Annotated in this window: 18 protein-coding genes; 6 read left to right on the top strand and 12 right to left on the bottom strand. The window is 31.3% G+C overall.

Annotated elements, in window-relative coordinates:
• Positions 1-60: 60 nt before the first annotated feature.
• A complete protein-coding gene (locus tag DZ60_RS0102080; RefSeq protein ID WP_025740077.1) occupies positions 61-1,245 on the bottom strand; it encodes an LETM1-related biofilm-associated protein in 1,185 nt (394 codons plus the stop codon).
• Between the two features lie 473 nt (positions 1,246-1,718).
• Between DZ60_RS0102080 and DZ60_RS0102075 the strand changes: the two genes are divergently transcribed.
• Together DZ60_RS0102075 and DZ60_RS0102070 are read left to right on the top strand one after the other, a co-directional pair.
• Positions 1,719-2,234 (top strand): hypothetical protein, encoded by a 516-nt coding sequence (locus DZ60_RS0102075; protein WP_025740076.1) that lies wholly within the window; start codon positions 1,719-1,721, stop codon positions 2,232-2,234.
• A gap of 324 nt (positions 2,235-2,558) precedes the next feature.
• Positions 2,559-3,047 (top strand): hypothetical protein, encoded by a 489-nt coding sequence (locus tag DZ60_RS0102070; protein ID WP_025740073.1) that lies wholly within the window; start codon positions 2,559-2,561, stop codon positions 3,045-3,047.
• A gap of 243 nt (positions 3,048-3,290) precedes the next feature.
• Here DZ60_RS0102070 and DZ60_RS0102065 read toward each other — a convergent pair whose 3' ends face one another.
• Together DZ60_RS0102065 and DZ60_RS0102060 are read right to left on the bottom strand one after the other, a co-directional pair.
• Complete coding sequence (locus tag DZ60_RS0102065) at positions 3,291-3,896, bottom strand: superoxide dismutase family protein (RefSeq protein ID WP_025740071.1); 606 nt, start codon at positions 3,894-3,896, stop codon at positions 3,291-3,293.
• A gap of 167 nt (positions 3,897-4,063) precedes the next feature.
• Positions 4,064-4,837 carry an MBL fold metallo-hydrolase gene (locus tag DZ60_RS0102060; protein ID WP_025740069.1) on the bottom strand — a complete coding sequence of 258 codons (774 nt, stop codon included), beginning with the start codon at positions 4,835-4,837 and terminating at the stop codon, positions 4,064-4,066.
• Positions 4,838-4,977: 140 nt separating this feature from the next.
• On the opposite strand from DZ60_RS0102060, the gene DZ60_RS0102055 reads away from it, so the two are divergent.
• Positions 4,978-5,220 carry a hypothetical protein gene (locus tag DZ60_RS0102055; RefSeq protein WP_025740067.1) on the top strand — a complete coding sequence of 81 codons (243 nt, stop codon included), beginning with the start codon at positions 4,978-4,980 and terminating at the stop codon, positions 5,218-5,220.
• A gap of 43 nt (positions 5,221-5,263) precedes the next feature.
• On the opposite strand, the gene DZ60_RS0102050 is transcribed toward DZ60_RS0102055, so the two are convergent.
• Together DZ60_RS0102050 and DZ60_RS0102045 are read right to left on the bottom strand one after the other, a co-directional pair.
• On the bottom strand, positions 5,264-6,739 hold the full coding sequence (locus DZ60_RS0102050; RefSeq protein WP_025740066.1) for an SLC13 family permease: 1,476 nt from the start codon (positions 6,737-6,739) through the stop codon (positions 5,264-5,266).
• A 230-nt stretch (positions 6,740-6,969) separates the two neighbouring features.
• Positions 6,970-7,338: a hypothetical protein gene (locus DZ60_RS0102045; RefSeq protein ID WP_034228341.1), complete on the bottom strand. Its 369-nt coding sequence runs from the start codon at positions 7,336-7,338 to the stop codon at positions 6,970-6,972.
• Between the two features lie 512 nt (positions 7,339-7,850).
• Here DZ60_RS0102045 and DZ60_RS0102040 point away from each other — a divergent pair.
• Both DZ60_RS0102040 and DZ60_RS0102035 read left to right on the top strand, forming a co-directional pair.
• Positions 7,851-8,978: a vWA domain-containing protein gene (locus tag DZ60_RS0102040; RefSeq protein WP_025740063.1), complete on the top strand. Its 1,128-nt coding sequence runs from the start codon at positions 7,851-7,853 to the stop codon at positions 8,976-8,978.
• A gap of 133 nt (positions 8,979-9,111) precedes the next feature.
• Positions 9,112-10,575, top strand: a complete 1,464-nt coding sequence (locus DZ60_RS0102035) for a MoxR family ATPase (protein WP_025740061.1) — start codon at positions 9,112-9,114, stop codon at positions 10,573-10,575.
• A gap of 152 nt (positions 10,576-10,727) precedes the next feature.
• Here the strand turns inward: DZ60_RS0102035 and DZ60_RS22260 are convergent, their stop codons facing one another.
• The 3 genes from DZ60_RS22260 to DZ60_RS0102020 form a co-directional block, all read right to left on the bottom strand.
• Positions 10,728-11,552 (bottom strand): DUF1853 family protein, encoded by an 825-nt coding sequence (locus DZ60_RS22260; RefSeq protein ID WP_025740060.1) that lies wholly within the window; start codon positions 11,550-11,552, stop codon positions 10,728-10,730.
• A gap of 14 nt (positions 11,553-11,566) precedes the next feature.
• Positions 11,567-13,630, bottom strand: coding sequence for a hybrid sensor histidine kinase/response regulator (locus DZ60_RS0102025; RefSeq protein ID WP_025740059.1), 2,064 nt, complete (start codon positions 13,628-13,630; stop codon positions 11,567-11,569).
• 386 nt (positions 13,631-14,016) lie between these two features.
• Entirely contained in the window at positions 14,017-14,832 is an 816-nt protein-coding gene (locus DZ60_RS0102020) for a hypothetical protein (RefSeq protein WP_025740057.1), read from the bottom strand.
• 288 nt (positions 14,833-15,120) lie between these two features.
• On the opposite strand from DZ60_RS0102020, the gene DZ60_RS0102015 reads away from it, so the two are divergent.
• On the top strand, positions 15,121-15,630 hold the full coding sequence (locus DZ60_RS0102015) for a hypothetical protein (protein WP_025740056.1): 510 nt from the start codon (positions 15,121-15,123) through the stop codon (positions 15,628-15,630).
• A 33-nt stretch (positions 15,631-15,663) separates the two neighbouring features.
• On the opposite strand, the gene DZ60_RS0102010 is transcribed toward DZ60_RS0102015, so the two are convergent.
• The 4 genes from DZ60_RS0102010 to DZ60_RS0101995 all read right to left on the bottom strand — a co-directional run bounded on the left by DZ60_RS0102010 (position 15,664) and on the right by DZ60_RS0101995 (position 19,975).
• The gene (locus tag DZ60_RS0102010) at positions 15,664-15,897 is read right to left on the bottom strand and encodes a DUF6095 family protein (protein ID WP_025740055.1); all 234 of its coding nucleotides are present in this window, start codon (positions 15,895-15,897) and stop codon (positions 15,664-15,666) included.
• On the bottom strand, positions 15,878-16,699 hold the full coding sequence (murQ, locus tag DZ60_RS0102005; RefSeq protein ID WP_025740053.1) for an N-acetylmuramic acid 6-phosphate etherase: 822 nt from the start codon (positions 16,697-16,699) through the stop codon (positions 15,878-15,880). The genes DZ60_RS0102010 and murQ overlap by 20 nt, the downstream gene beginning before the upstream one ends.
• Before the next feature lie 62 nt (positions 16,700-16,761).
• Positions 16,762-17,583, bottom strand: coding sequence for a DUF4249 family protein (locus DZ60_RS0102000; RefSeq protein WP_025740051.1), 822 nt, complete (start codon positions 17,581-17,583; stop codon positions 16,762-16,764).
• A 4-nt stretch (positions 17,584-17,587) separates the two neighbouring features.
• Positions 17,588-19,975: a TonB-dependent receptor gene (locus tag DZ60_RS0101995; protein ID WP_394332001.1), complete on the bottom strand. Its 2,388-nt coding sequence runs from the start codon at positions 19,973-19,975 to the stop codon at positions 17,588-17,590.
• Positions 19,976-20,025: the final 50 nt, after the last annotated feature.

Below are 20,025 nucleotides of genomic sequence, written 5' to 3'. Positions count from 1 at the left end.
TGAATATAATCCTTTGAGCAGCATTAGATAGTAATAGTTTCAATTAACTAAACTAAAATTTTATCTATTTTCGTTAAATGCAGAAGGTAATAATTGCGGGATAAACTTAACTAATAATGGTAATAAAAGACTCCCTCCGGGTAAAATAAATATGGCCAGAGAAGGTATTGTTTTGCATATATCTAATAGTTGTTTTTTGACCTGTTGCTTTTCTTCTTTAGACAAATCTCTAACCGCCGATTGTCCCAACAAAATCATGAGATCTTTACTTTCAGTTATTTCTTTGATTAATCTTTTTTTATTTCTTAAAATAAGAATGTTAACTGTTCTGTGCGTTTGTTGATAAAAATGCAATGCCGGGTGAGAATAATTAAAAAAGGAAATATCATCTCTATGTTCTTTTATAAAAATACGAACCAAATCAATTGATTCTTTTATTACAAAATCTGATAATTGCAATTCTGTACCAAGAGCCGACATAAAACTTTGTTCTCCTTTATCCATTTTTTGATCATTCCAAACAGCTAAACTAGTAAGATCCATAATGTATTTTTTCTCTATTTCGTCTGTATAAGGATCCAATTCTATATAATCAAAACTTGCCTGGTCTTCTGTAGAGATATTTGTATATCGAACAGAAGAAGAAAATAGCTTTACTAAAAGCTCATCATAGGTATCTTTCTCATTTTTAGAGTTTAGTGCCAAAAAAACAGTGTTCACAAGGGTTTCTTCTAATTTTGCGGCATATTCAAAGGGATCGGTATGGTGAATCAGAAAATAATCAAAGGCCAAGACATCAATATATAATAATGCATTGGTTAATAGGTGACTAAAGTTTTTCTGAAAAATAGATTCATTGGTTTGAATACGAGTATGAATAACTTTTTCTAGTTTTTCTGATTTGTTGCCACCTAGAACATTTGAAAGAGAAAAGAACGACTTTTTAGTATCCAAAAAACTATAAAATTGTAAAAGGGCATCAATGCAGTCTTCTTTATCCGAGTTTTCGATAGTTTCGTAATAAGTAACAATTAGAGCAGCAACCAAATTAATTTTGGTCTTTTCTTCTTCTGAATATAAAATATCAGAAACATTAGAAACAATGATATCTATAGAATTTCCATATATAAAGCCAACTCGCCTAAGATCAAGATATGATTGATCCATTGACCATTGAGAGAATTTAGAATCATCGTCCAAATTCTTTAAAAGTTTTTCTATCCAACCAGAAGTTGAAGGATTCATTGGTTAAGGTTTGCTACAAAGTTACTTTTTTTGGCGAAACTCTGTTCTGTAATTGTTATAAATAGTTATCAATTCGGTTCCTCTAGAAAGTAATTAACCTCATATGAGATGGGAGGTTATAAAATAAAAGAAAAAACACTTTTATGATGTACTAGAAAAATCATTACAGTAATAAACCGCTGCTAATAGTATTGCTTAAGACTATAAAACCTTCATATTTATGCTATTTCTATATCTCATAACAAAATTTTAATTAGCAATATGAATTAAGGAAAGTAGATGGGGGCAAAATGGTTTATCTAGATATTAATATCTTTTTCATAATTACGATATGAGGTAGTAGTCTTAATGTTTTGTCTATATGAGAATTCAATTATATAAAATTGACCGATTTGTGAGGTAGATTGACCAATTTTTGATACCGTGAACTCATTATTTTGTGCTTATAGAAATTAATAATTTAAAAAACAATTATGAGAATTTTAACCCTTATTACTATGGTATTAACTTTTTTAATAGGTGCACCATTGACTGTAGCAACATCATTTAAACTTAATGACGAAATGGAAAAGGTCGAAGAGGCAAAAATAAATATAGAAAAAACATTGAAAACGTATGAGGATACTGCCAATATGAATCCAGAAATAGAGGCTTTGGTAAAAGAGACCCAAGAAAAAATGGAAGAATTTCCATCTACCTCAATGGCTAGTATATCTACAATTTTGAGCTATATTTTGGGCTTACTAGCATTAGTAATAGTAGTTTTTGCATTTATGAAAAAAGAGTTAACACAAAAGATGGCTTTTGCTTTAATAGGGTTAAGTGTTCTTTTTTGGATTGTTACACCCTCAATTGAACAAGGTACATATGGTGGAGCAGATCCTAAAAAGGCAGCTATGATTGGCGCAATCTTTTTAATAGTTTGTGGTATTTCGGCATATTTTAGCCATGTATTATACATCAAAAAACAAGAAAAAATTGCTTTATAGAAGCTCTACTTAAAACTTTGAATGATTTTGACATTAGGTTTGCTCGTTATGTCTAGAACCTATGAAGCTCGCTTCATAGGTTTTTTTATTGATACAATATACTTTTAAGCATTGTCTCTAGTTATAAGTTGTTTATAGATATTTTTGGATTTTATTATGAGATGTATTTAGTATATCAATCAAAAGGATTCCCTTGTTTTGTAGTAGTACTGTATTCTACAATCTGGTTACTTATTATTTATGTTATATCCAGTATTCAATTTTAGCTTATTTTTGTTTTAATCATTTTACTATAATAAATAATACCATAAACAAATCAGTATTATGAAAATTCGTTCCGTATTTTGGATGGTTATATGCATTACCCTTTTTGCTTGTCAGCACAAGAAACAAGGGCCGACAGATTATCAAAAAATAGTAAAAGAAAATTTTAAAGAAGAGATGGTCGATACGTCATTAACTAAGGGGCAGTTGGATAAAATTCATCGACTACATAAAATATTTAGCGAAGTATATCCAGAATCGCTAGATGAATTTATAGTGACTATCAAAAAAAATGCTAATCCTGACCAAAGAATAACCGTGTGGTCTGCAATGGCAGATTCATATACCAAATTTTCTTTAAAAAACGATACAGATGAGTATCTAGAGAAACGAAAAGAAGCCTTTAGGTTAATTTTGATGAGATCAATTTTATCAGAAAGAGAAACCAAAAAAAGTTTTGAGTTGAAAGAACTTACAAGAGAAGAGGCAGATATATTACTGAGTGATTATACCTTAGATAAGGCACCAATTAAAATAGAAACTCACTAGGTTGGGTTTTTTAGTTCTAGTAAGATTTATCCAAAAATAAATATCTAGAATTAGTAACAGTACTTTTATTAGTTTACATAAAAAGAGTCTACTCTGGGAGCAGACTCATATATGATTTTTTGTAAATAAAGAATGCATTTCATCCTTTTCAGTAGCTTTCTAAATGAACATTATTAATGAGTTTTTTATTCAGAAAGGGATGTTGTTGCTACTGGTTTTGCTTGGTGTTTGAATACTGTTTGGCTATTGTATTATAGCTCCGCAACTTACTCTACTACCTGCTGCACCAGAGGGTTGAGAAGTAAAGTCATCGGTTCCTTGATGTACAATAATTGCCTTACCAATAATATTCTTTTTTTCGTCATCACAGCCTAGGCACCATTCGTTTGTCGCAAAAGTAATATTTCCTATTCCAGAGGCATCAGTTTTAAAATTTCCAATATCACCTTTATGGTACCCTTCTTTTGCACCCCATTTACCATGTGGAGTTAAACCAGGATTCCAATGTCCGCCCGTAGATTTACCATCAGCAGAAGAGCAATCTGCTTTTTCATGGATATGAATAGCATGTTCTCCTTCAGCAAGACCTTTTACCTCTGCTACCATATTTACAATCCCCTCTGTTTCTGTAAAGGTTATTGATCCTGTTATATTGCTGTCATTTTTGGGTTCTAGAGTTATTGATAACTTTTTTTTGGCTTTTTCAATTTTTTCCTCTGCAGCCGCTTTTACAGATTCTATGATATCTTCTTTTTTAATTACTTCTACTTCTTTTTTTTCTTTTTTACAACTTACTATGGTTGCTAATCCTATAACACCAATAAGGATTGTTGTTTTTAGTGTTTTCATAATTTTATGATTTGAGTAACTTTTTTGAATACTGTAAGATAATGTAGTTTTGTTTTATGACAAAGTATTTGTACCCAAAAAGAGTTAAAACAGGCAATCTTGTCTTATGACTGCCATAGTATGAGAATGGTAAAAAGCAATTTTTTCTTTGTAATTTTTATAAAAGTTTAGAAGTGTATTTCTTGTTCGATATTGGTAAGAAGATGGATGTTTTTATATTTTTTTCGTAATTCTAAAAGCTCATTGTTTTCTATTTTAGGAGGTATATGAGTTGCAATTAAGTGTTTAGGGTGTATATATTTTTTGATCAATTCGGGGGCACTATTTTGCAATAGCATCCAGTACGGAAGAATAAGAATATCAATATTCTCGCTTGATAAACTTAGTTGTTCGAATAAATTGATTTCTTCAAACCAGTCGGTGTCTCCTACATGAAGTATCCTTATTTTATTTTGTTCTATGATATACCCAACATTTTGGACTGCTTCGTGCCTTTTTCCGACATGATTAAGTTTCATACCTGTTATTGTTGTATTCTTTAATTTCTGGGTTTGTTTATCATAATTTTTTGTATTAATAGTAGTAATTCTTTTTCCGAATTCAGAGAGGTTTTTGGTAACCTGTTTAGGACCAAAAAGTAGTGCTTCAGAATTATTTTGTAAATATTCTGTGGCTAATCGATTACTAAAATGATCACCGTGATGATGTGTAAATAAAATTACGTCGGGTTTAAACTTGGTATTAATTTTTTTTACTAGCTCCTGAGAAGGAAATACATAATCAACACCATATTCTTCATGAAGCCCATCAATTAATACAGAAAATCGATCATTATAAATCAAGACTCCCATATTACCTGTATAAATAATGGTGTTTTTTTTCTGTGCAAAAGCAGAAATACAGAAAATAATAGTCAGTAGTTGAAAAGCGAAACGAAACATTTTTTTAGTTAAAATTGAGATATTAAAATACTTATAATCAAAATAAAGAGATCTTAAATAGTTGTTAAGATGAAATCAATTACATTTATACCAACTCTTATTTAAATTCTAAATACTATTATTAAGTAATATAAAAAGTAATGAAATATATAGAACTTACTCTTAAAAACCATACAGTTGTACATGGTTATGATTCAGAAAACCAGGAAATTACAGAGGAAGTGCAAGTTGATACAGCATCAAAAAAGTTGGTTGCTGTAGACAGGATTTTTTCGGTCAGTGAAAAATTTATTTTAATTTCATATGCCTTTAATAGAATTGTATATTGGGAGTATGAGGAGGATTATGAAACAGTGAAGGCAATCCTGACTGGGATACAATAAATACGAAAATGTGATTATTGATATTATAGTTATTTTTCCTTTTTTATTCGTTTCTAAATGTTTCGGGAAACGAAAAAGCATCAAATTCCCAAAAATAAGGAACGGCATAATACACAAGAATTGTAATAATAACAATAGATAAAATATTCAACCAGAATCCTTTTTTTATCATATCAGGAATGGTTAAGTATCCTGCTCCAAATACGATTGCATTCGGTGGTGTGGCCACAGGCAGCATAAAAGCACATGATGCAGATATTGTTGCACCAATCATTAGTATAAAAGGGTGAATATCTAGAGATAATGCCATAGAAGCCAATACGGGAAGTAACATAGAAGTGGTTGCAACATTCGATGTGATTTCTGTTAAAAAATTGACCATGGCAATAATAATGATAAGCAAAAGAATGAGGTATGTTCCTTGTAAGAGGATCATTTGAGTTCCAATCCAAAGAGCAAGTCCAGATGTTTTGAAACCAATGGCTAGTGAAAGTCCACCTCCGAAAAGTAATAAGATACCCCATGGAAGCTGTACGGCAGATTTCCAATCCATTAGCGGTATTCCTTTTTTCTTACTCGGAATTAAAAACAGTAAGATCGCCGCAGTTATAGCAATAATGGTATCGTCTATAGCAGGAAATATAGGTTGAAGAAGAAAGGACCTAGAGATCCATGCTAAGGCCGTACAAACGAAGATAACTAATACCCATTTTTCTTCATAAGAGAGTTTTCCTAATTTTTGTAACTGACTTTTTACTTCATCTTTGCCACCAGGAAATTGTTTTTGCTTAAAAGAGAATGCAACTTCAACCAAATAATACCAACAAATGATAAGTAAGAGGACAGAAATAGGTAATCCTATGATGATCCAATTAACAAATGTAATTTCATAATTATAAGCTTCTTTTACAATATTTGCTAGGATAAGGTTAGTTGGTGTACCTATTAGAGAAGCAATACCGCCTATAGATGCACTATATGCAATGCTAAGCATCAATGCTTTTCCGAAGATTTTATTTTCATTTTCTATCGTCTCAGGGTTATCAGTAAGTGCATTGATTATAGCTATACCAATGGGTAACATCATCACAGAAGTGGCTGTATTTGATATCCACATTGACAAAAAGGCCGTTGCAATCATAAAACCCAAGATCATAGTCTTTATATTGGTTCCTATGGCATTGATGATATTTAAGGCAATTCTTTTATGCAAGCCCCAACGTTCTATCCCAATAGCCAAAATAAACCCACCGGCATACAGAAAAATTGTGTGGTTACCAAAGGCAGCTGTCGTGCTTTTAATATCTAATCCACCAGATAAAGGAAACAAAACAATCGGTAACAAAGAAGTAGCAGCAATAGGAATGGCTTCAGTAATCCACCAAATTGCAACCCATAAGGTACTAGCCAAAATAGCATTTGCCTCTATGGATAACCCATCAGGATGAAAAAAAAATAATGTTAGAAAAAAAAGTAAAGGACCCAATACAAGTCCTGTTTTTTTGATATTGAAGGTCATTTGCATTTAAGAACGATCATATGGATATATACTTATAGTACATTATAAAGCTAATTCTTCTATAGTTATTTTATATCAGAATTAGGATTATTAGTAAAGGTATATATATTCACTTAGGTAAACCAAAATAATTTTAATTAAAGCCCACTTCTCTTAACGATCATACTTTTAGAGTAATGTAAGTTTTAATGCAATAGGCTTTACTTTTGATTACATGAATATCAAATGGGTTAGGGTATCATTGCTTTAGAAGCGTCACTTTTTCGGATAGAGATTAATTCGAAGTCTTTATTTACTTTAACAATAATAATTTTTCCAGTATGAAGATTTACCATTTTCCATCGAAAACCATAAGATGTTTCAAAAATAGAAGACCGTGCCATTTTTTTTAAATCAATTTCATTCTGGTTTTCGATAATTCGATTGACCATAAGGTCAATACCTCTTTGTTTAACCTCTTGAGTAGATAATTCACGATCTTTTGGAGTCTGAAATAGGGTAGGAGTATGCTTAGAATATATTTGATCACCTATTGGTGTCTTTGGATACGATATTATACCTGAAAACATGAATAAGATGATAAGTACGTAATTTTTCATAATCTTTCGATTTTGTAAATTACATAGTTGTATCAATTTTATATTCTACGTAATTACATAGGGTTTATATATATTCATAAAGTTTGTCTTAGTACTTTGGATAATTGCAATATCTTAAAAAAGGGGTATTTATAAAATTAATGCTTTATCGCTCTTTGATATAATATTGTTTTGTTAAAATAAATGTAATATTTATTAAATTTTAATTCTTATTATGATATCTGTTTAAATAAAAAGAACAATTTTGCACCTCATTGAAGGAACTATGTAGATACATAATAATAGTTCCTTTACTCAAGGAAAAATCTTGTTTTTGAAATTTCTTACTGCTATGCATCTCATGATCAGTAGAGATATTCTAGTATATGAAGGTTACTAATTTTAATACTTCAATAGAATTATAATCTTTCAGCTACTATAGTTCTTTTTTATTTCCTCAAACAAATGTTAATTATAAGTTCATATATGCGTACATATTCCTTTTTTTTTGAAAAATGTACTAACTTTAACTTATGAGAGAGAAAAAAAAAATTAAAAAAGGCTTTTCTTTTAAAATCTATGAATCTCCAGAAGAATCCATATTTGATAAGCTTTTTGATATTTTTCAAGAAGTTATAACGCATACTTCTGGTGATCTTGATGAAGCATTAGATTGGATGAAAGAGTTAGATCGCGAGTATAAGCTAACAAGCGAAGATTACACACTCGATGATTTTGTAGAAGATCTAAAGAAGAAGGGATATATTCGAGAAGAGATAAAACCCGACGGAAAGTCAGGTATTTCTATTACTGCTAAAACAGAGCAGGCAATTCGTAAAAGGGCGTTGGATCAAATCTTCGGAAAACTAAGACGCAGTGGATCAGGAAATCATAGGACAAGTTATATAGGAAGAGGAGATGAGCATTCTGGTGAATTTAGAGGATATCAATACGGAGATTCTCTAGAACGTATATCTATAACAGAAAGTCTTAAAAATGCACAAATAAACCATGGTATTGGAGACTTAAACCTTACCGAAGATGATCTTGTTGTAGAAGAGACTCAGTTCAAAGCACAAATGAGTACAGTATTGATGATAGATATCAGTCATAGTATGATTTTGTATGGCGAAGACCGTATTACTCCGGCAAAAAAAGTTGCTATGGCTTTAGCAGAACTTATTACAACAAGATATCCAAAAGACACCCTAGATATATTGGTATTCGGAAATGATGCTTGGCCAATTGCAATCAAAGATTTACCTTATTTACAAGTAGGACCATATCATACAAATACTGTGGCAGGGTTGCAACTTGCCATGGATATGCTGCGCAGAAAGCGTAATACGAATAAACAAATTTTTATGATAACAGATGGAAAACCAAGTTGTCTGCGAATGCCTGATGGTCAATACTATAAAAATAGTAATGGACTGGATATGCATATCGTCAACAAGTGTTATATGATGGCCCAGCAGGCTAGAAAACTTCATATCCCTATAACTACTTTTATGATTGCGCAAGACCCTTATTTAATGAAGTTTGTAAGAGAGTTTACACAAGCTAATCAAGGTAAGGCGTTCTATACCGGTTTAAAAGGATTAGGTGAAATGATTTTTGAGGATTATGAGTCAAATAGAAAAAAAAGAATTAAAGGATAATTATAAATCAATGATACCCAAAAGAAGGAGAAAAATTAAGTGCTATACTATACGATCCCATTGGTCTTATATGTATTACTCTTTGTAATAACACTTAATACAATATTTTGATTTCCTTCTAAAAGATAATTATATGAAATTTGAAAACATAAAAACATTGGGTCAGCTAAAAGAGGCTGGCTATACAAGTATTTCAATTAAGGATGAACTTAGGAATAACTTAAGGGATAAACTAGCAAACAAAGAACAAACTTTTACAGGGATTCATGGATACGAAAATACTGTGATACCAGAATTAGAAAGAGCAATTCTTTCTAGACATAATATAAATTTATTAGGACTTCGTGGTCAGGCAAAAACACGTTTGGCAAGACAAATGATTAACCTCTTAGATGAGTGGATTCCTGTTATTGAAGGTTCAGAAATTAACGATGACCCTCTTGCTCCTATATCTAGATATGCCACAGACTTAATAAAGGAGATGGGAGATGATACCCCTATTGGTTGGTTACATAGATCAGATCGATTCGCAGAAAAGTTAGCAACTCCTGATGTTACTGTCGCTGATATTATAGGTGATGTGGATCCTATTAAAGCTGCAAATCTAAAACTAAGTTATGCTGATGATAGAGTAATACATTTTGGTATGATACCTCGTGCAAATAGAAGTATTTTTGTAATCAATGAGTTACCAGATTTACAAGCAAGAATACAAGTGGCACTATTTAATATTTTGCAAGAAGGCGATATTCAAATTAGAGGTTTTAAGCTTAGGTTACCATTAGATATTCAATTTGTATTTACAGCCAACCCAGAAGACTATACAAATAGAGGAAGTATTGTAACACCGTTAAAAGATAGAATCGGATCTCAGATAATTACACATTATCCAGAAACAATAGAAGTAGCTAAAACGATTACACAACAAGAAGCAAAACTTGATTCTAGGCAATCAAACCTTGTGCATGTACCAGAGTTGGCAAAATACTTGTTAGAACAAATAGGTTTCGAAGCACGTGATAGTGAGTTTATAGATCATAAAAGTGGTGTGAGTGCAAGAATGAGTATTACTGCTTATCAAAACTTATTGAGTGCTGCCGAACATAGAGCGTTGCAGTCGGGGCAAGAAGGAACAACATTACGATTAAGTGATTTTATGGGGATTGTTCCTGCAATTACTGGTAAAGTAGAATTAGTATATGAAGGAGAACAGGAAGGAGCCGCAACAGTTGCACTTTCTTTAATTTCTGATGCAGTTAAGACAATGTTCTCTGATTATTTTCCTAAAATAGAAAAATTAGAAAAAGAGGACTATGAGAGTCCTTTTCAAGAATTGATAAATTGGTTTTTTGATCAGAGTGGTTTTGAATTATTGGACGATATACCAGATACATTATATAAGGAAAAATTAGATTCTATCGCACCATTAAATGACCTGATAAAAGAATATCAATCTGATATTAATAGTGAGGACAGCTATTTTATGAAGGAATTTTTGCTATGGGGATTGGTAGAGTATAAAAAGTTAAGTAAGTATAGGCTTTCAGAAGGTTTTCAATTTAAGGATCTTTATGGGAGTTATATTAGAGACCTTTAATAAAAAAATAGAAGGTAACCCTCTTGATCGTCGTTTTTATAGATTTTTTTGGTTACTTACTAGGTTTATATCATATCACAATGATCTAGGATAGCGTTTTATAGGGATTATTGTGGTATGGTGTAGTATCATTGGTAACTTAGGATTTTTATTTACCACCAAGTAATAAAGAATCGATTAAATGAATTATTGGTAGTTTCTTTTATCCACACCAAGGGTGATTTCTTAAGAAGTATAGATTCTTTAATTTGAACTAGAATATCGGTATAAGAATACCAAGTTGTATTATTTTGTGGATTAATCATCCAGCTTCTTTTAGGAGGGATATAGAATTCATAGTGCCCGTAATTGTCGACTGTAAACATGTTAAAAGCAATCCAAAACCCTACAATACATTGATTATTAATTTCAGGGATTTTTTTGGTGTTGTAAGAAAAAGGAATAAAAAGGTTACCAATATAACAAACTTGTTGACTGATTTCCTGAACATTTAGCCCCATAGTTTCTAACAAATTTTTAGTTTCATTTTTATAAAGTAACGGAAGTTGTTTAGTTTTTAGCTTGGCTACTTTTTGTAATAAAGAATCTTTTTTATTGGGACCTATCCATCTCTCAAGTTCACTATCGATGGTTGGATCATATACGTAGAATTTGTATACCAACTCTATATGTATTGCTTCTTTTGTATTTACATCCTGTACTAAAAAATCGATTTCTCCAATCGTAGTTTTACCGTTAAATACTTGTATGTTTTTATCGATGATTTTATATTGTTCAGAAGCGTTAACAGCGTACTCAAAAAAATGTTCTATTCTTTTACCTAATACTTGATTTTCTTGGATAGTAATATCTAAATTCTTAGGAAAAGGTTTTTTTTTAATGCTTTCTATATTGAATTGAGGAAACTCAAAAAAAGATGAGTTGTCAAATAAGGGTTTGCTGTTAAGAAAACCCAAGTATTCTTGAAGAATTGTCATGATACCGCAAAGATCTATTTAGAGAGAAAAGAAAAATATTTATTAATTATCGGTTTTAGGAGTTTTTGATCTACAGGTTTAGAAACGAAGTCGTCACAGCCTGCATTGAGTGCTTTTTGTATATCTTCTTTTGTAGAATATGCAGTTTGGGCTACGATAGGAATACCTGGTCTGATTTTTTTTATTTTTCTGGTAGCGGTATACCCATCCATTATTGGCATCCTAATATCCATTAGTATTAAATCAATATGTTCATTGTTCTCACAAATATCTACCGCTTCTTTTCCATTTTCTGCTCTATGTATTACAAATTTATATTCTTTCATTTTTAATAAAAGAGTTTTTAGAAATAAAAAATTCACGTTACCGTCTTCAACAATAAGAATAACTTGTTTTATAGGGGTATTTGTAATTTTAGAATCATTTTCTGAGGAATTGATTGAGTTAGGATTAAAAATGGGATGATATGGTATGGTTAGCGTAAAGCAAGAACCTTTGTTTTGAGTAGACTCAAAGGTAATAGTACCGTTAATTAATTTTGCGCTTTTTAAAGCAATAGATAATCCTAATCCCAATCCATCATAACTTTTTGTAACCTCTTTTTCTGATTGCGAAAAGTTTCTAAATATTAATTCTTGATCTTTAGGATCTATACCTATTCCTGTATCTTTAATACTTATTATAAGTGATTTGTTATCATGTATTTGAGAAAAAATTTCTATACCACCTTTTTTGGTAAACTTAAGTGCATTATCCATTAAATTGAATAGAATTTTATCAACTTTCATCTTATCCATCAGAATGATAGATTGATCCTCTCGTATATAATTGTTAAGGTTAAGTTTAATTTTTTTGAGTTTGGCTTTATTATTAAAATCAGAAAACAATTCTTTTAAAGTATCATTGATATTCACCTCTTCTAAATGTACCTCTACTTGATTAGTTTCTAATTTCGAAATTTCAATAATACTATCAATTATATTAATAAGTTGCTTACTACTATTCCTAACTATTTTTGAGTATTCTTTTTGCTCACTCGGAGTAATTTCTGGATCGTTCAGTAATTCTGAGAAACCTATAATACCATTCATAGGGGTCCTCACTTCATGAGATATATTATGAATAAATGAGGTCTTTAATTTGTTACTCTCTTCTGCTCTTTCTTTGGCAATTTTTAATTCTTTAGTCTTTTGTTTAATAAGATGCTTTAAGTAGTGATTAAGAAATAGGATTATGGATAATATAGATAATATAATAACCGTAATAAACATCCAGAAATGTGGTTTTTTATAAAAGGGTATAATAGGGTTATAGAGCCAGTTATCATATATTATTTTCATATCTTCATCAGTAATTCCTTTAGTTACTTTTGCGAAGATTCTATTTAGAGTTTTGTTGTTTTTCTGTACTGCGAGACTAGGAGAATAGGTGTATTTTCGATCTATTTCTGCAACGATTTTAAGGTTCTCAAGGTTTTCTCTCTTTATCAGATGGTTGGCTACAGCCTTGGGACCAATATATGCATCATAATTACCTTGACTTACTAAGGTAAGGCACGTTATATCATTTGTTTTAGGAATAAGTTTTAAATTTTTCTCATGCTTACTGAGAATTTCAGTGATAGAATATTCAATAGGGGTAGTAATGGTTTTATTTTTATAATCCCTTAGCTCATCACCATAGTTTCTATCTTTTCGCGTTACAATTACTTGGCTAGATTCAAAAAGTTTAGAATAAAAATTAAGATATGTGCTTCGCTTAGCTGTTTGTTGAATTTCTAAAACGACATCGACTTTATCTTCCTCTGTGTCTTTTATTAATTGAAACCAATCTGTGTATATTTTTCTACGAAATTTGTAGTCAATCTTATTTTCTATGTGGGCTAGATAATCAATTAGAATCCCATCCATTTCATCATTTTCATTAATGAATTGATAGGGTGCATAATAGGAGAATAATGCAATGGTAATGCTATCGTTGGTTACTAACCAATCCTTCTCAGATTGAGTAAGTGGTTGTGATTTTGAGCAAGAATGTAATCCTATTAATATTGGTATTAATATGATTCTATAAAACATTTTTTTTGACATAGTCATTTGCTAATTGCCACTTACTTTTCTTCCTCCTTATTATTAAAGGTACTCATAAATAGTAGAATTTTCAAATAAAGGATTGTCTTATTTATAATAATGAAATATTCTTTAGAAACTTTTAGAATTATAGCTTGTAATTTTTAAAACAGTTTTATTGATTTATTAAAATTAGTTTTTTACGCTTTCACAAAAAAGCTTATTATAAATTATTAGGTTAAACAAAAGAAAGTTTTTTGGTTAAATGTACACGGGGTTGTAAGTATTATGGGGGATGTAATAACAAAAAAAACGACATCTAATTACAGATGTCGTTTGTAAAAATTTTATTTTGGGGCTACAAAATAAAATTAAGTAATTACTTCATTTTATTTTTATTGTGCGTTATAGCTAGCAAATTGTTGCATTGCTGTTTTGGTAAGTTCTTTTGCTCTGTTTACATAAAAATTCTTTGTATCACCTAGAGACTCATTAATTAATTCGTTTTCACTTCTTACATAGTCTTGAGCTTCAAATTTTGCTTCATCATCGTTTAATACAACGCTTAGCTCTTGTAATGCAGTTTCTAATTTTTGTAAAGCTAATTCTGCTTTAGACTTTATTAATGATTGCTCTTTTAATTCTGCAGCACGCATTGCTTCAAATTCAGCTTTTCTTCTGTTTTGCTCAGCAATTTGTTGCTCTAGTTTTCTTTGTTCTATTTCTAGTAGAAGACGTTTTTCTTCTAATTCTTTTTGTTTATCAGAAACATCTTGTGATGCAGATGCAAGCATTTCTTCTTCTTCTTCGCCTGTATCCTCAGCAACATCATACGCACCTTTACTAGCTTGACAATGCGTCAACTCATCAAGAAGTTGAGGTCCCAAATCTTTTGCACGCTTTGCAAAATATCTACTACGCTCATAGGTATCTTGATTAAGTGAACTTTCCATATCAACTCTTGCTTGATATGCAATTTCATTTGCTTTTTCACATCCACATTGATCAGCTAAATCTTCTACCTTTAATAAGGCCTCTACAGCTTTATCTGCATACTCTTGTGTATGAAATACATTATTGGCACCGTGTGCTTTTTTACTATGTGAATAAGCATAACTTGCTGCAGTAAGTGCATCATCATGTAAGTTATCCTGAGCAAAGGTATTTGGAATTAAATACAATGAAAATAAAATAAGGGCTATGTTCTTCATTATTGGGGGATTTTAAATCACAAGGCAATAATACAATAATTTTTATATAACATCCAAAAAAAAACGTCATTAATCGATGAAAAACGCACTTAATCTGTTTTTTTTACGGAAAAACCTTATAATTAGTGAAAAATGTCCTACTATCTAACTGTGGTTAAGACTTTGGTTATCCTATTCTTATAGTAAACGTTAATCTAATTAGAATATTTTAACGGTTTGTAAAAATATGATTTTATCATCAATATCTAATTTAGTTAAGTTAATTGTGTATTTTAGACTTTCAATATTATGAAACAATTAATTATTTCTTCTATTAATAGCAATCTTAATAATGCTATTTCTCTCTTGCAGACTTTAGATGAGAGTATCTATACGGATACTTCTGTTGGACCATACTATTCAAGTATTGGTTCTCATATGCGGCACACTTTGGATTTTTTTGATTGTATTGTTAATGGATTAGATTCGAACCTTATTGACCTAACTGCTCGCAAACGGGACGAAATCTTATCAACAAATAAGGACGCCGCAATACATTTTATATATCAATTGCAGGAAACATTGGTGTCTTATGTTGATGTAAGCACAGATTATTTAATTCATGTAGTAGATGATATGGGGCAAGGAAAGGTAACTGTTAACTATACACTAGAAAGCATTCTTGCGCATGCAAATAGTCATGCTGTTCATCATTATGCTACCATAGGATATATACTTGATCGTCTCAATATAGAAATAAAAATATCTGGGTTTGGTTATAATCCTACAACACCAGTAAATAAAAGAGAGGGAATCTGATATTATACAGAATAATGTGAGGAGAATTGGTCCTTATTTTTTTCCAAAAAAAGAATCCATAATCGTTTTTATGCCCTTAAATGCCATAAATATAGCTAGTGCAGCACCTAATATCCCTAGAATTAATATAGGTATGTACAGATGGTGATCCTGATTCTTAAATGCTGAATGAATAATAATTGGACTGATAAACATTAGAATAAGCGCAATAGCCATCCTTTGTACTCCTTTACCCAAAAGTTCTTTATTAGTTTTTCTTGGCTCCATAATTATTTATTGCATTTCGTACGCTCCCGAATTGTTGTAAAAGTTTGGCTGCGGTTTCATTATTTATAGATAGTTCATCCATTATCATTCTTACCCCTCTATCTACTAACTTATTGTTGCTGAGTTGCATGTCTACCATTTTATTTCCTTTAACTTTTCCTAGTTTGATCATGGTTGCTGTTGATATCATGTTCAATACTAGTTTTTGGGCAGTTCCTGCTTTCATTCGAGAACTACCGGTAACAAATTCGGGCCCTACAGTAACAACAATAGGGAAACGAGCTGTTTTTGATAGCGGGCTCCCTTCGTTACAGGTAATACAGCCAGTGATAATATCCTTTTTATTACATTGTTCTAATGCATTAATAACATATGGAGTAGTACCAGATGCAGCAATACCTATAACAACATCTTTGTTCGTAATATTATGGCTTAGTAAATCTTTCCAGCCCTGATCGGTACTGTCTTCTGCAAATTCAACGGCTTTTCTTATTGCAGTATCGCCTCCTGCAATAAGCCCTATAACCAAATCATGGGAGACTCCAAATGTAGGGGGGCACTCACTGGCATCTACAATTCCTAAGCGTCCGCTTGTTCCTGCTCCCATATAAAAAAGTCTACCACCTTTATTTAGTTTTGTTACCACTTGGGTAATAAGGGTTTCTATTTGGGGGATAGCGTTTTCTACAGCTTCAGGAACTGTTTTATCTTCTGTGTTTATGTTGGTAAGCAACTCATTAATACTCATTTTTTCTAAATGATTATAATGAGATGCTTGTTCTGTTGTTTTTGTAAATCCCATAAATCAAAAATACTATTTTTTGATTTTAGGGACCCTTTATAACCGTTTTTAAAACAAAAAAATTATTCAACTATTGTAATGTCTGATCTATTAGCTTCGGATAGATTAAAATAACCAAGAGCATAGTTATCCTTATTTGTAGTATTGATAATATTTCCTTTTAATGTAGCAGGTGGTGTCTGAAAGGGATTCCCTCCATCTTGTTCACTCTGTTCAATAACCAAATTAATATAGTTATAATAATTTTCGTCAATACCCAGAATTTTAATAGTAACATTACGATTGTCTAAACCATCCTCATAGAAATATGAAAAGTTAAAAGACTCTCCCTGATAAAAACGATCTTCACTCCCCAAAAACAAGTTAAAATCGAAGTCAAAAAGGTAATAATCATCTCTGTCACCGTCATCCGTAAAAAAAACAATGACTTCAGTCTCATTACCATCAAATAAGGTTCCGTCTCCTTGTTCAATAGCATCAATTGGTACAGTAGGAATGAGTTCTGCAGTGGCGACATAGGTTTCATTATTAACTATAACGGTAAGTTGATAAGAAATATCAAAATCAGGGATAAATTCTTCTGTATCCGGTATATAGAATCCCGGTTCTGAGGATTCAATAAAATTAATTCTTGAGTTGTTAGAAAGGTTAGTAATAAATACTTCTGCATTGTTAACCGGAATGTTTTCTTCATCAAAAAATGGCGTTGATTGTTTTAGTTGGACACCACCCTCAATGATGGGAGTTACGCTTTCATTCATAAATACCTGAAATGAAGCATCGACAACTAGTCTTGGGTCTCCATCAGTAAGATCTACATCGATTACTTCTTCACAACCGGCAAGAATAAAAATTGAAATAAATATATAAAGTATGTTTTTCATTTTTCTAAAATTTAAAATTGTATGTTACCGCAGGAATAATTCCGAAAATTGAAGTTTTTATGGCTTCATTTACAAAGGTGTCTTGATTTTGGGAAAATGTTATTGAAGCTGCGTTTTTACGGTTGTATAAGTTATATACACTAAAGACCCATTCTCCTTGCCACTTTCTAGTTTTGTTTTTCCTCGGAGTTAATGTAGCAGATAGGTCAATTCGATGATATGCAGGTAATCGATCACTATTTCTTGGTCCATCATAAATAGGAGTAATCAATCCTTGATATTCGAATTGCCCTGTCGGGAAATTAGTAGGTTGTCCTGTCTGAAATACGAAATTGGCTCCAAACTTCCACTTTTCATTTAATTCGTAGCTTCCGTTAAATGAGATATCGTGGGTTTTGTCATAAGGAGTGTTATACCATTCGTTATTATTAATACCGGGTTCTATAGAGGTTCTACCTTGAGTTCTTTGTTCTGATTTTGATAATGTATAGGCTAACCATCCTTTGAATTTACCTTCATTTTTTCTAAGTAATAATTCAAGTCCATAGGCACGGGCTTCGCCATTAAGAATATCTTGTTCTATAGCATTATTGGCAATGAGGTCCGCTCCATCAATATAATCAATTCGATTCTGAATGTCTTTATAAAAAACTTCTGTTTCTACGGCGTATTTATTATCATCAATACTTCTGAAATATCCTAAAGCAAATTGATTTAGTAATTGTGGCTCTATATACTTACCACTAGGAGCCCATACATCTAGAGGAGTAGGGGAGCTTGTATTTGATAACAGATGCAGGTATTGAGCCATACGATTATAACTTGCTTTGATAGAAGTATTATCATTGAATGCATATGATAGTGCTACTCTTGGCTCTAGGTTAGGAAAACTTTTGATTTGATCACTTCTACTATAGCTTTCGGTTCCTATCGCTTCTGCAGCCTGATATATTTGAAGCTCGTCATTATATATCAAAGGATTATCGTTTTCATATATATTAAGTTCATCTTGCCCAAGTCTTGTAAAATAACTTAAACGTAACCCATATTGTAATGTTAAGTTATTCGATATTTTATGTTCGGCATCAATGTAAGCGCCAAATTCATTAGCATATTTGTCAGTCAACTTTTCTTCAATAATTCCAGAATCAGCGCTGTTTGGTTTTATTTCACCAGGATTAAATTTGTAATAGATATTGTTGACACCATAATTAAGCTGAAAATTGTTACTGATATAATGTTTTAGATCATATTTTAAATTAAAGTTTCTAATACCCGAATTCCATTCGAAACCTACAAAATCAAGTTCTAATCCATAAAAATAGTCAGAATATATAAGTGATAAATTAGAGAATAATTTGTCAGAGAACAGATGATTCCATCTCAAATTGAGTACTGTATTGCCATATGTATTCTGAAATGTTTCACTAATACTAAATACATCACGACCGAAGTACCCAGAAAGATATACATTATTGTTTTCGTTAATCTTGTAATTTAATTTGGTATTAAGGTCATAGAAATATGCTATGTTATCATTATCAAAAAGGGGTAAGAATAAATGTGCATAAGATGCTCTACCACCAACAAGAAAAGCTCCTTTATCTTTTTTAATAGGTCCTTCTGCCAAAAGTCGACTGGCAACAACACCTAATCCACCGCTCATTTTAAACTCTTTACTGTTTCCTTCTTTCTGGTAAATGTCTAATACCGAAGACACTCTTCCTCCGTACCTAGCAGGAATACCTCCTTTATATAATTTGATGTCTTTGATAGCATCGGGATTAAAAACAGAGAAGAATCCGAATAAATGTGAAGAATTAAAAATAATAGCTTCATCTAATAAGATCAAATTTTGATCAGATGCACCTCCTCGAACATTAAACCCAGATGCACCTTCACCGCCACTTGTTACACCAGGTAAAAGAATAATTGATTTAATAACATCTGATTCTCCTAATACTACCGGAATTTGTTTGATAGTTGCAGAGGAAAGCTTATTGACGCTCATCTGGGGATTTCTGATATTTAGCTTTTCAACGTTTTCTGTAATTATCACTTCGTCTAACATTTCTGAAGCTTCCTTAAGTTGAAAATTAATTTTCTGATCTTGACTGAAATCAACTTCTTGAACAATATCGGTATATCCTAAATAGCTTACTTGTAATTTGTGAGTACCTTTTGGTAAAGTAATAGAGTAAAATCCATACTCATTTGTTACAACTCCTTCTCCCAGTTCAGGAAAAATAATACTCACCCCAATCAGAGTCTCGTTACTAGAAATTTCGGATACTGTTCCATTCAGTGTAAACTTTTCTTGGCTTAGTAAGACCGAATGCCCGAATAGAAAAATAAATATGAGGATTTTACTTGTGGAAATATATTTTTTCAAAAGAAAATGTTTTTATAATTATACATAATAATATAAAGCGTAAAGGAAAA

This window comes from Aquimarina pacifica (assembly GCF_000520955.1).
In the GTDB taxonomy this organism is placed as follows: Bacteria; Bacteroidota; Bacteroidia; order Flavobacteriales; family Flavobacteriaceae; genus Aquimarina; species Aquimarina pacifica.
The sequence above is the reverse complement of the archived record's forward strand: the minus strand, read 5'-3'. Positions and strand labels throughout refer to the sequence as shown.

What these genes read in the sequence shown, in the direction of transcription:
- DZ60_RS0102080 (WP_025740077.1), bottom strand. Translation starts at nt 1,245, where the DNA reads ATGAATCCTTCAACTTCTGGTTGGATAGAAAAACTTTTAAAGAATTTG.
- DZ60_RS0102075 (WP_025740076.1), top strand. Translation starts at nt 1,719, where the DNA reads ATGAGAATTTTAACCCTTATTACTATGGTATTAACTTTTTTAATAGGT.
- DZ60_RS0102070 (WP_025740073.1), top strand. Translation starts at nt 2,559, where the DNA reads ATGAAAATTCGTTCCGTATTTTGGATGGTTATATGCATTACCCTTTTT.
- DZ60_RS0102065 (WP_025740071.1), bottom strand. Translation starts at nt 3,896, where the DNA reads ATGAAAACACTAAAAACAACAATCCTTATTGGTGTTATAGGATTAGCA.
- DZ60_RS0102060 (WP_025740069.1), bottom strand. Translation starts at nt 4,837, where the DNA reads ATGTTTCGTTTCGCTTTTCAACTACTGACTATTATTTTCTGTATTTCT.
- DZ60_RS0102055 (WP_025740067.1), top strand. Translation starts at nt 4,978, where the DNA reads ATGAAATATATAGAACTTACTCTTAAAAACCATACAGTTGTACATGGT.
- DZ60_RS0102050 (WP_025740066.1), bottom strand. Translation starts at nt 6,739, where the DNA reads ATGACCTTCAATATCAAAAAAACAGGACTTGTATTGGGTCCTTTACTT.
- DZ60_RS0102045 (WP_034228341.1), bottom strand. Translation starts at nt 7,338, where the DNA reads ATGAAAAATTACGTACTTATCATCTTATTCATGTTTTCAGGTATAATA.
- DZ60_RS0102040 (WP_025740063.1), top strand. Translation starts at nt 7,851, where the DNA reads ATGAGAGAGAAAAAAAAAATTAAAAAAGGCTTTTCTTTTAAAATCTAT.
- DZ60_RS0102035 (WP_025740061.1), top strand. Translation starts at nt 9,112, where the DNA reads ATGAAATTTGAAAACATAAAAACATTGGGTCAGCTAAAAGAGGCTGGC.
- DZ60_RS22260 (WP_025740060.1), bottom strand. Translation starts at nt 11,552, where the DNA reads ATGACAATTCTTCAAGAATACTTGGGTTTTCTTAACAGCAAACCCTTA.
- DZ60_RS0102025 (WP_025740059.1), bottom strand. Translation starts at nt 13,630, where the DNA reads ATGTTTTATAGAATCATATTAATACCAATATTAATAGGATTACATTCT.
- DZ60_RS0102020 (WP_025740057.1), bottom strand. Translation starts at nt 14,832, where the DNA reads ATGAAGAACATAGCCCTTATTTTATTTTCATTGTATTTAATTCCAAAT.
- DZ60_RS0102015 (WP_025740056.1), top strand. Translation starts at nt 15,121, where the DNA reads ATGAAACAATTAATTATTTCTTCTATTAATAGCAATCTTAATAATGCT.
- DZ60_RS0102010 (WP_025740055.1), bottom strand. Translation starts at nt 15,897, where the DNA reads ATGGAGCCAAGAAAAACTAATAAAGAACTTTTGGGTAAAGGAGTACAA.
- murQ (WP_025740053.1), bottom strand. Translation starts at nt 16,699, where the DNA reads ATGGGATTTACAAAAACAACAGAACAAGCATCTCATTATAATCATTTA.
- DZ60_RS0102000 (WP_025740051.1), bottom strand. Translation starts at nt 17,583, where the DNA reads ATGAAAAACATACTTTATATATTTATTTCAATTTTTATTCTTGCCGGT.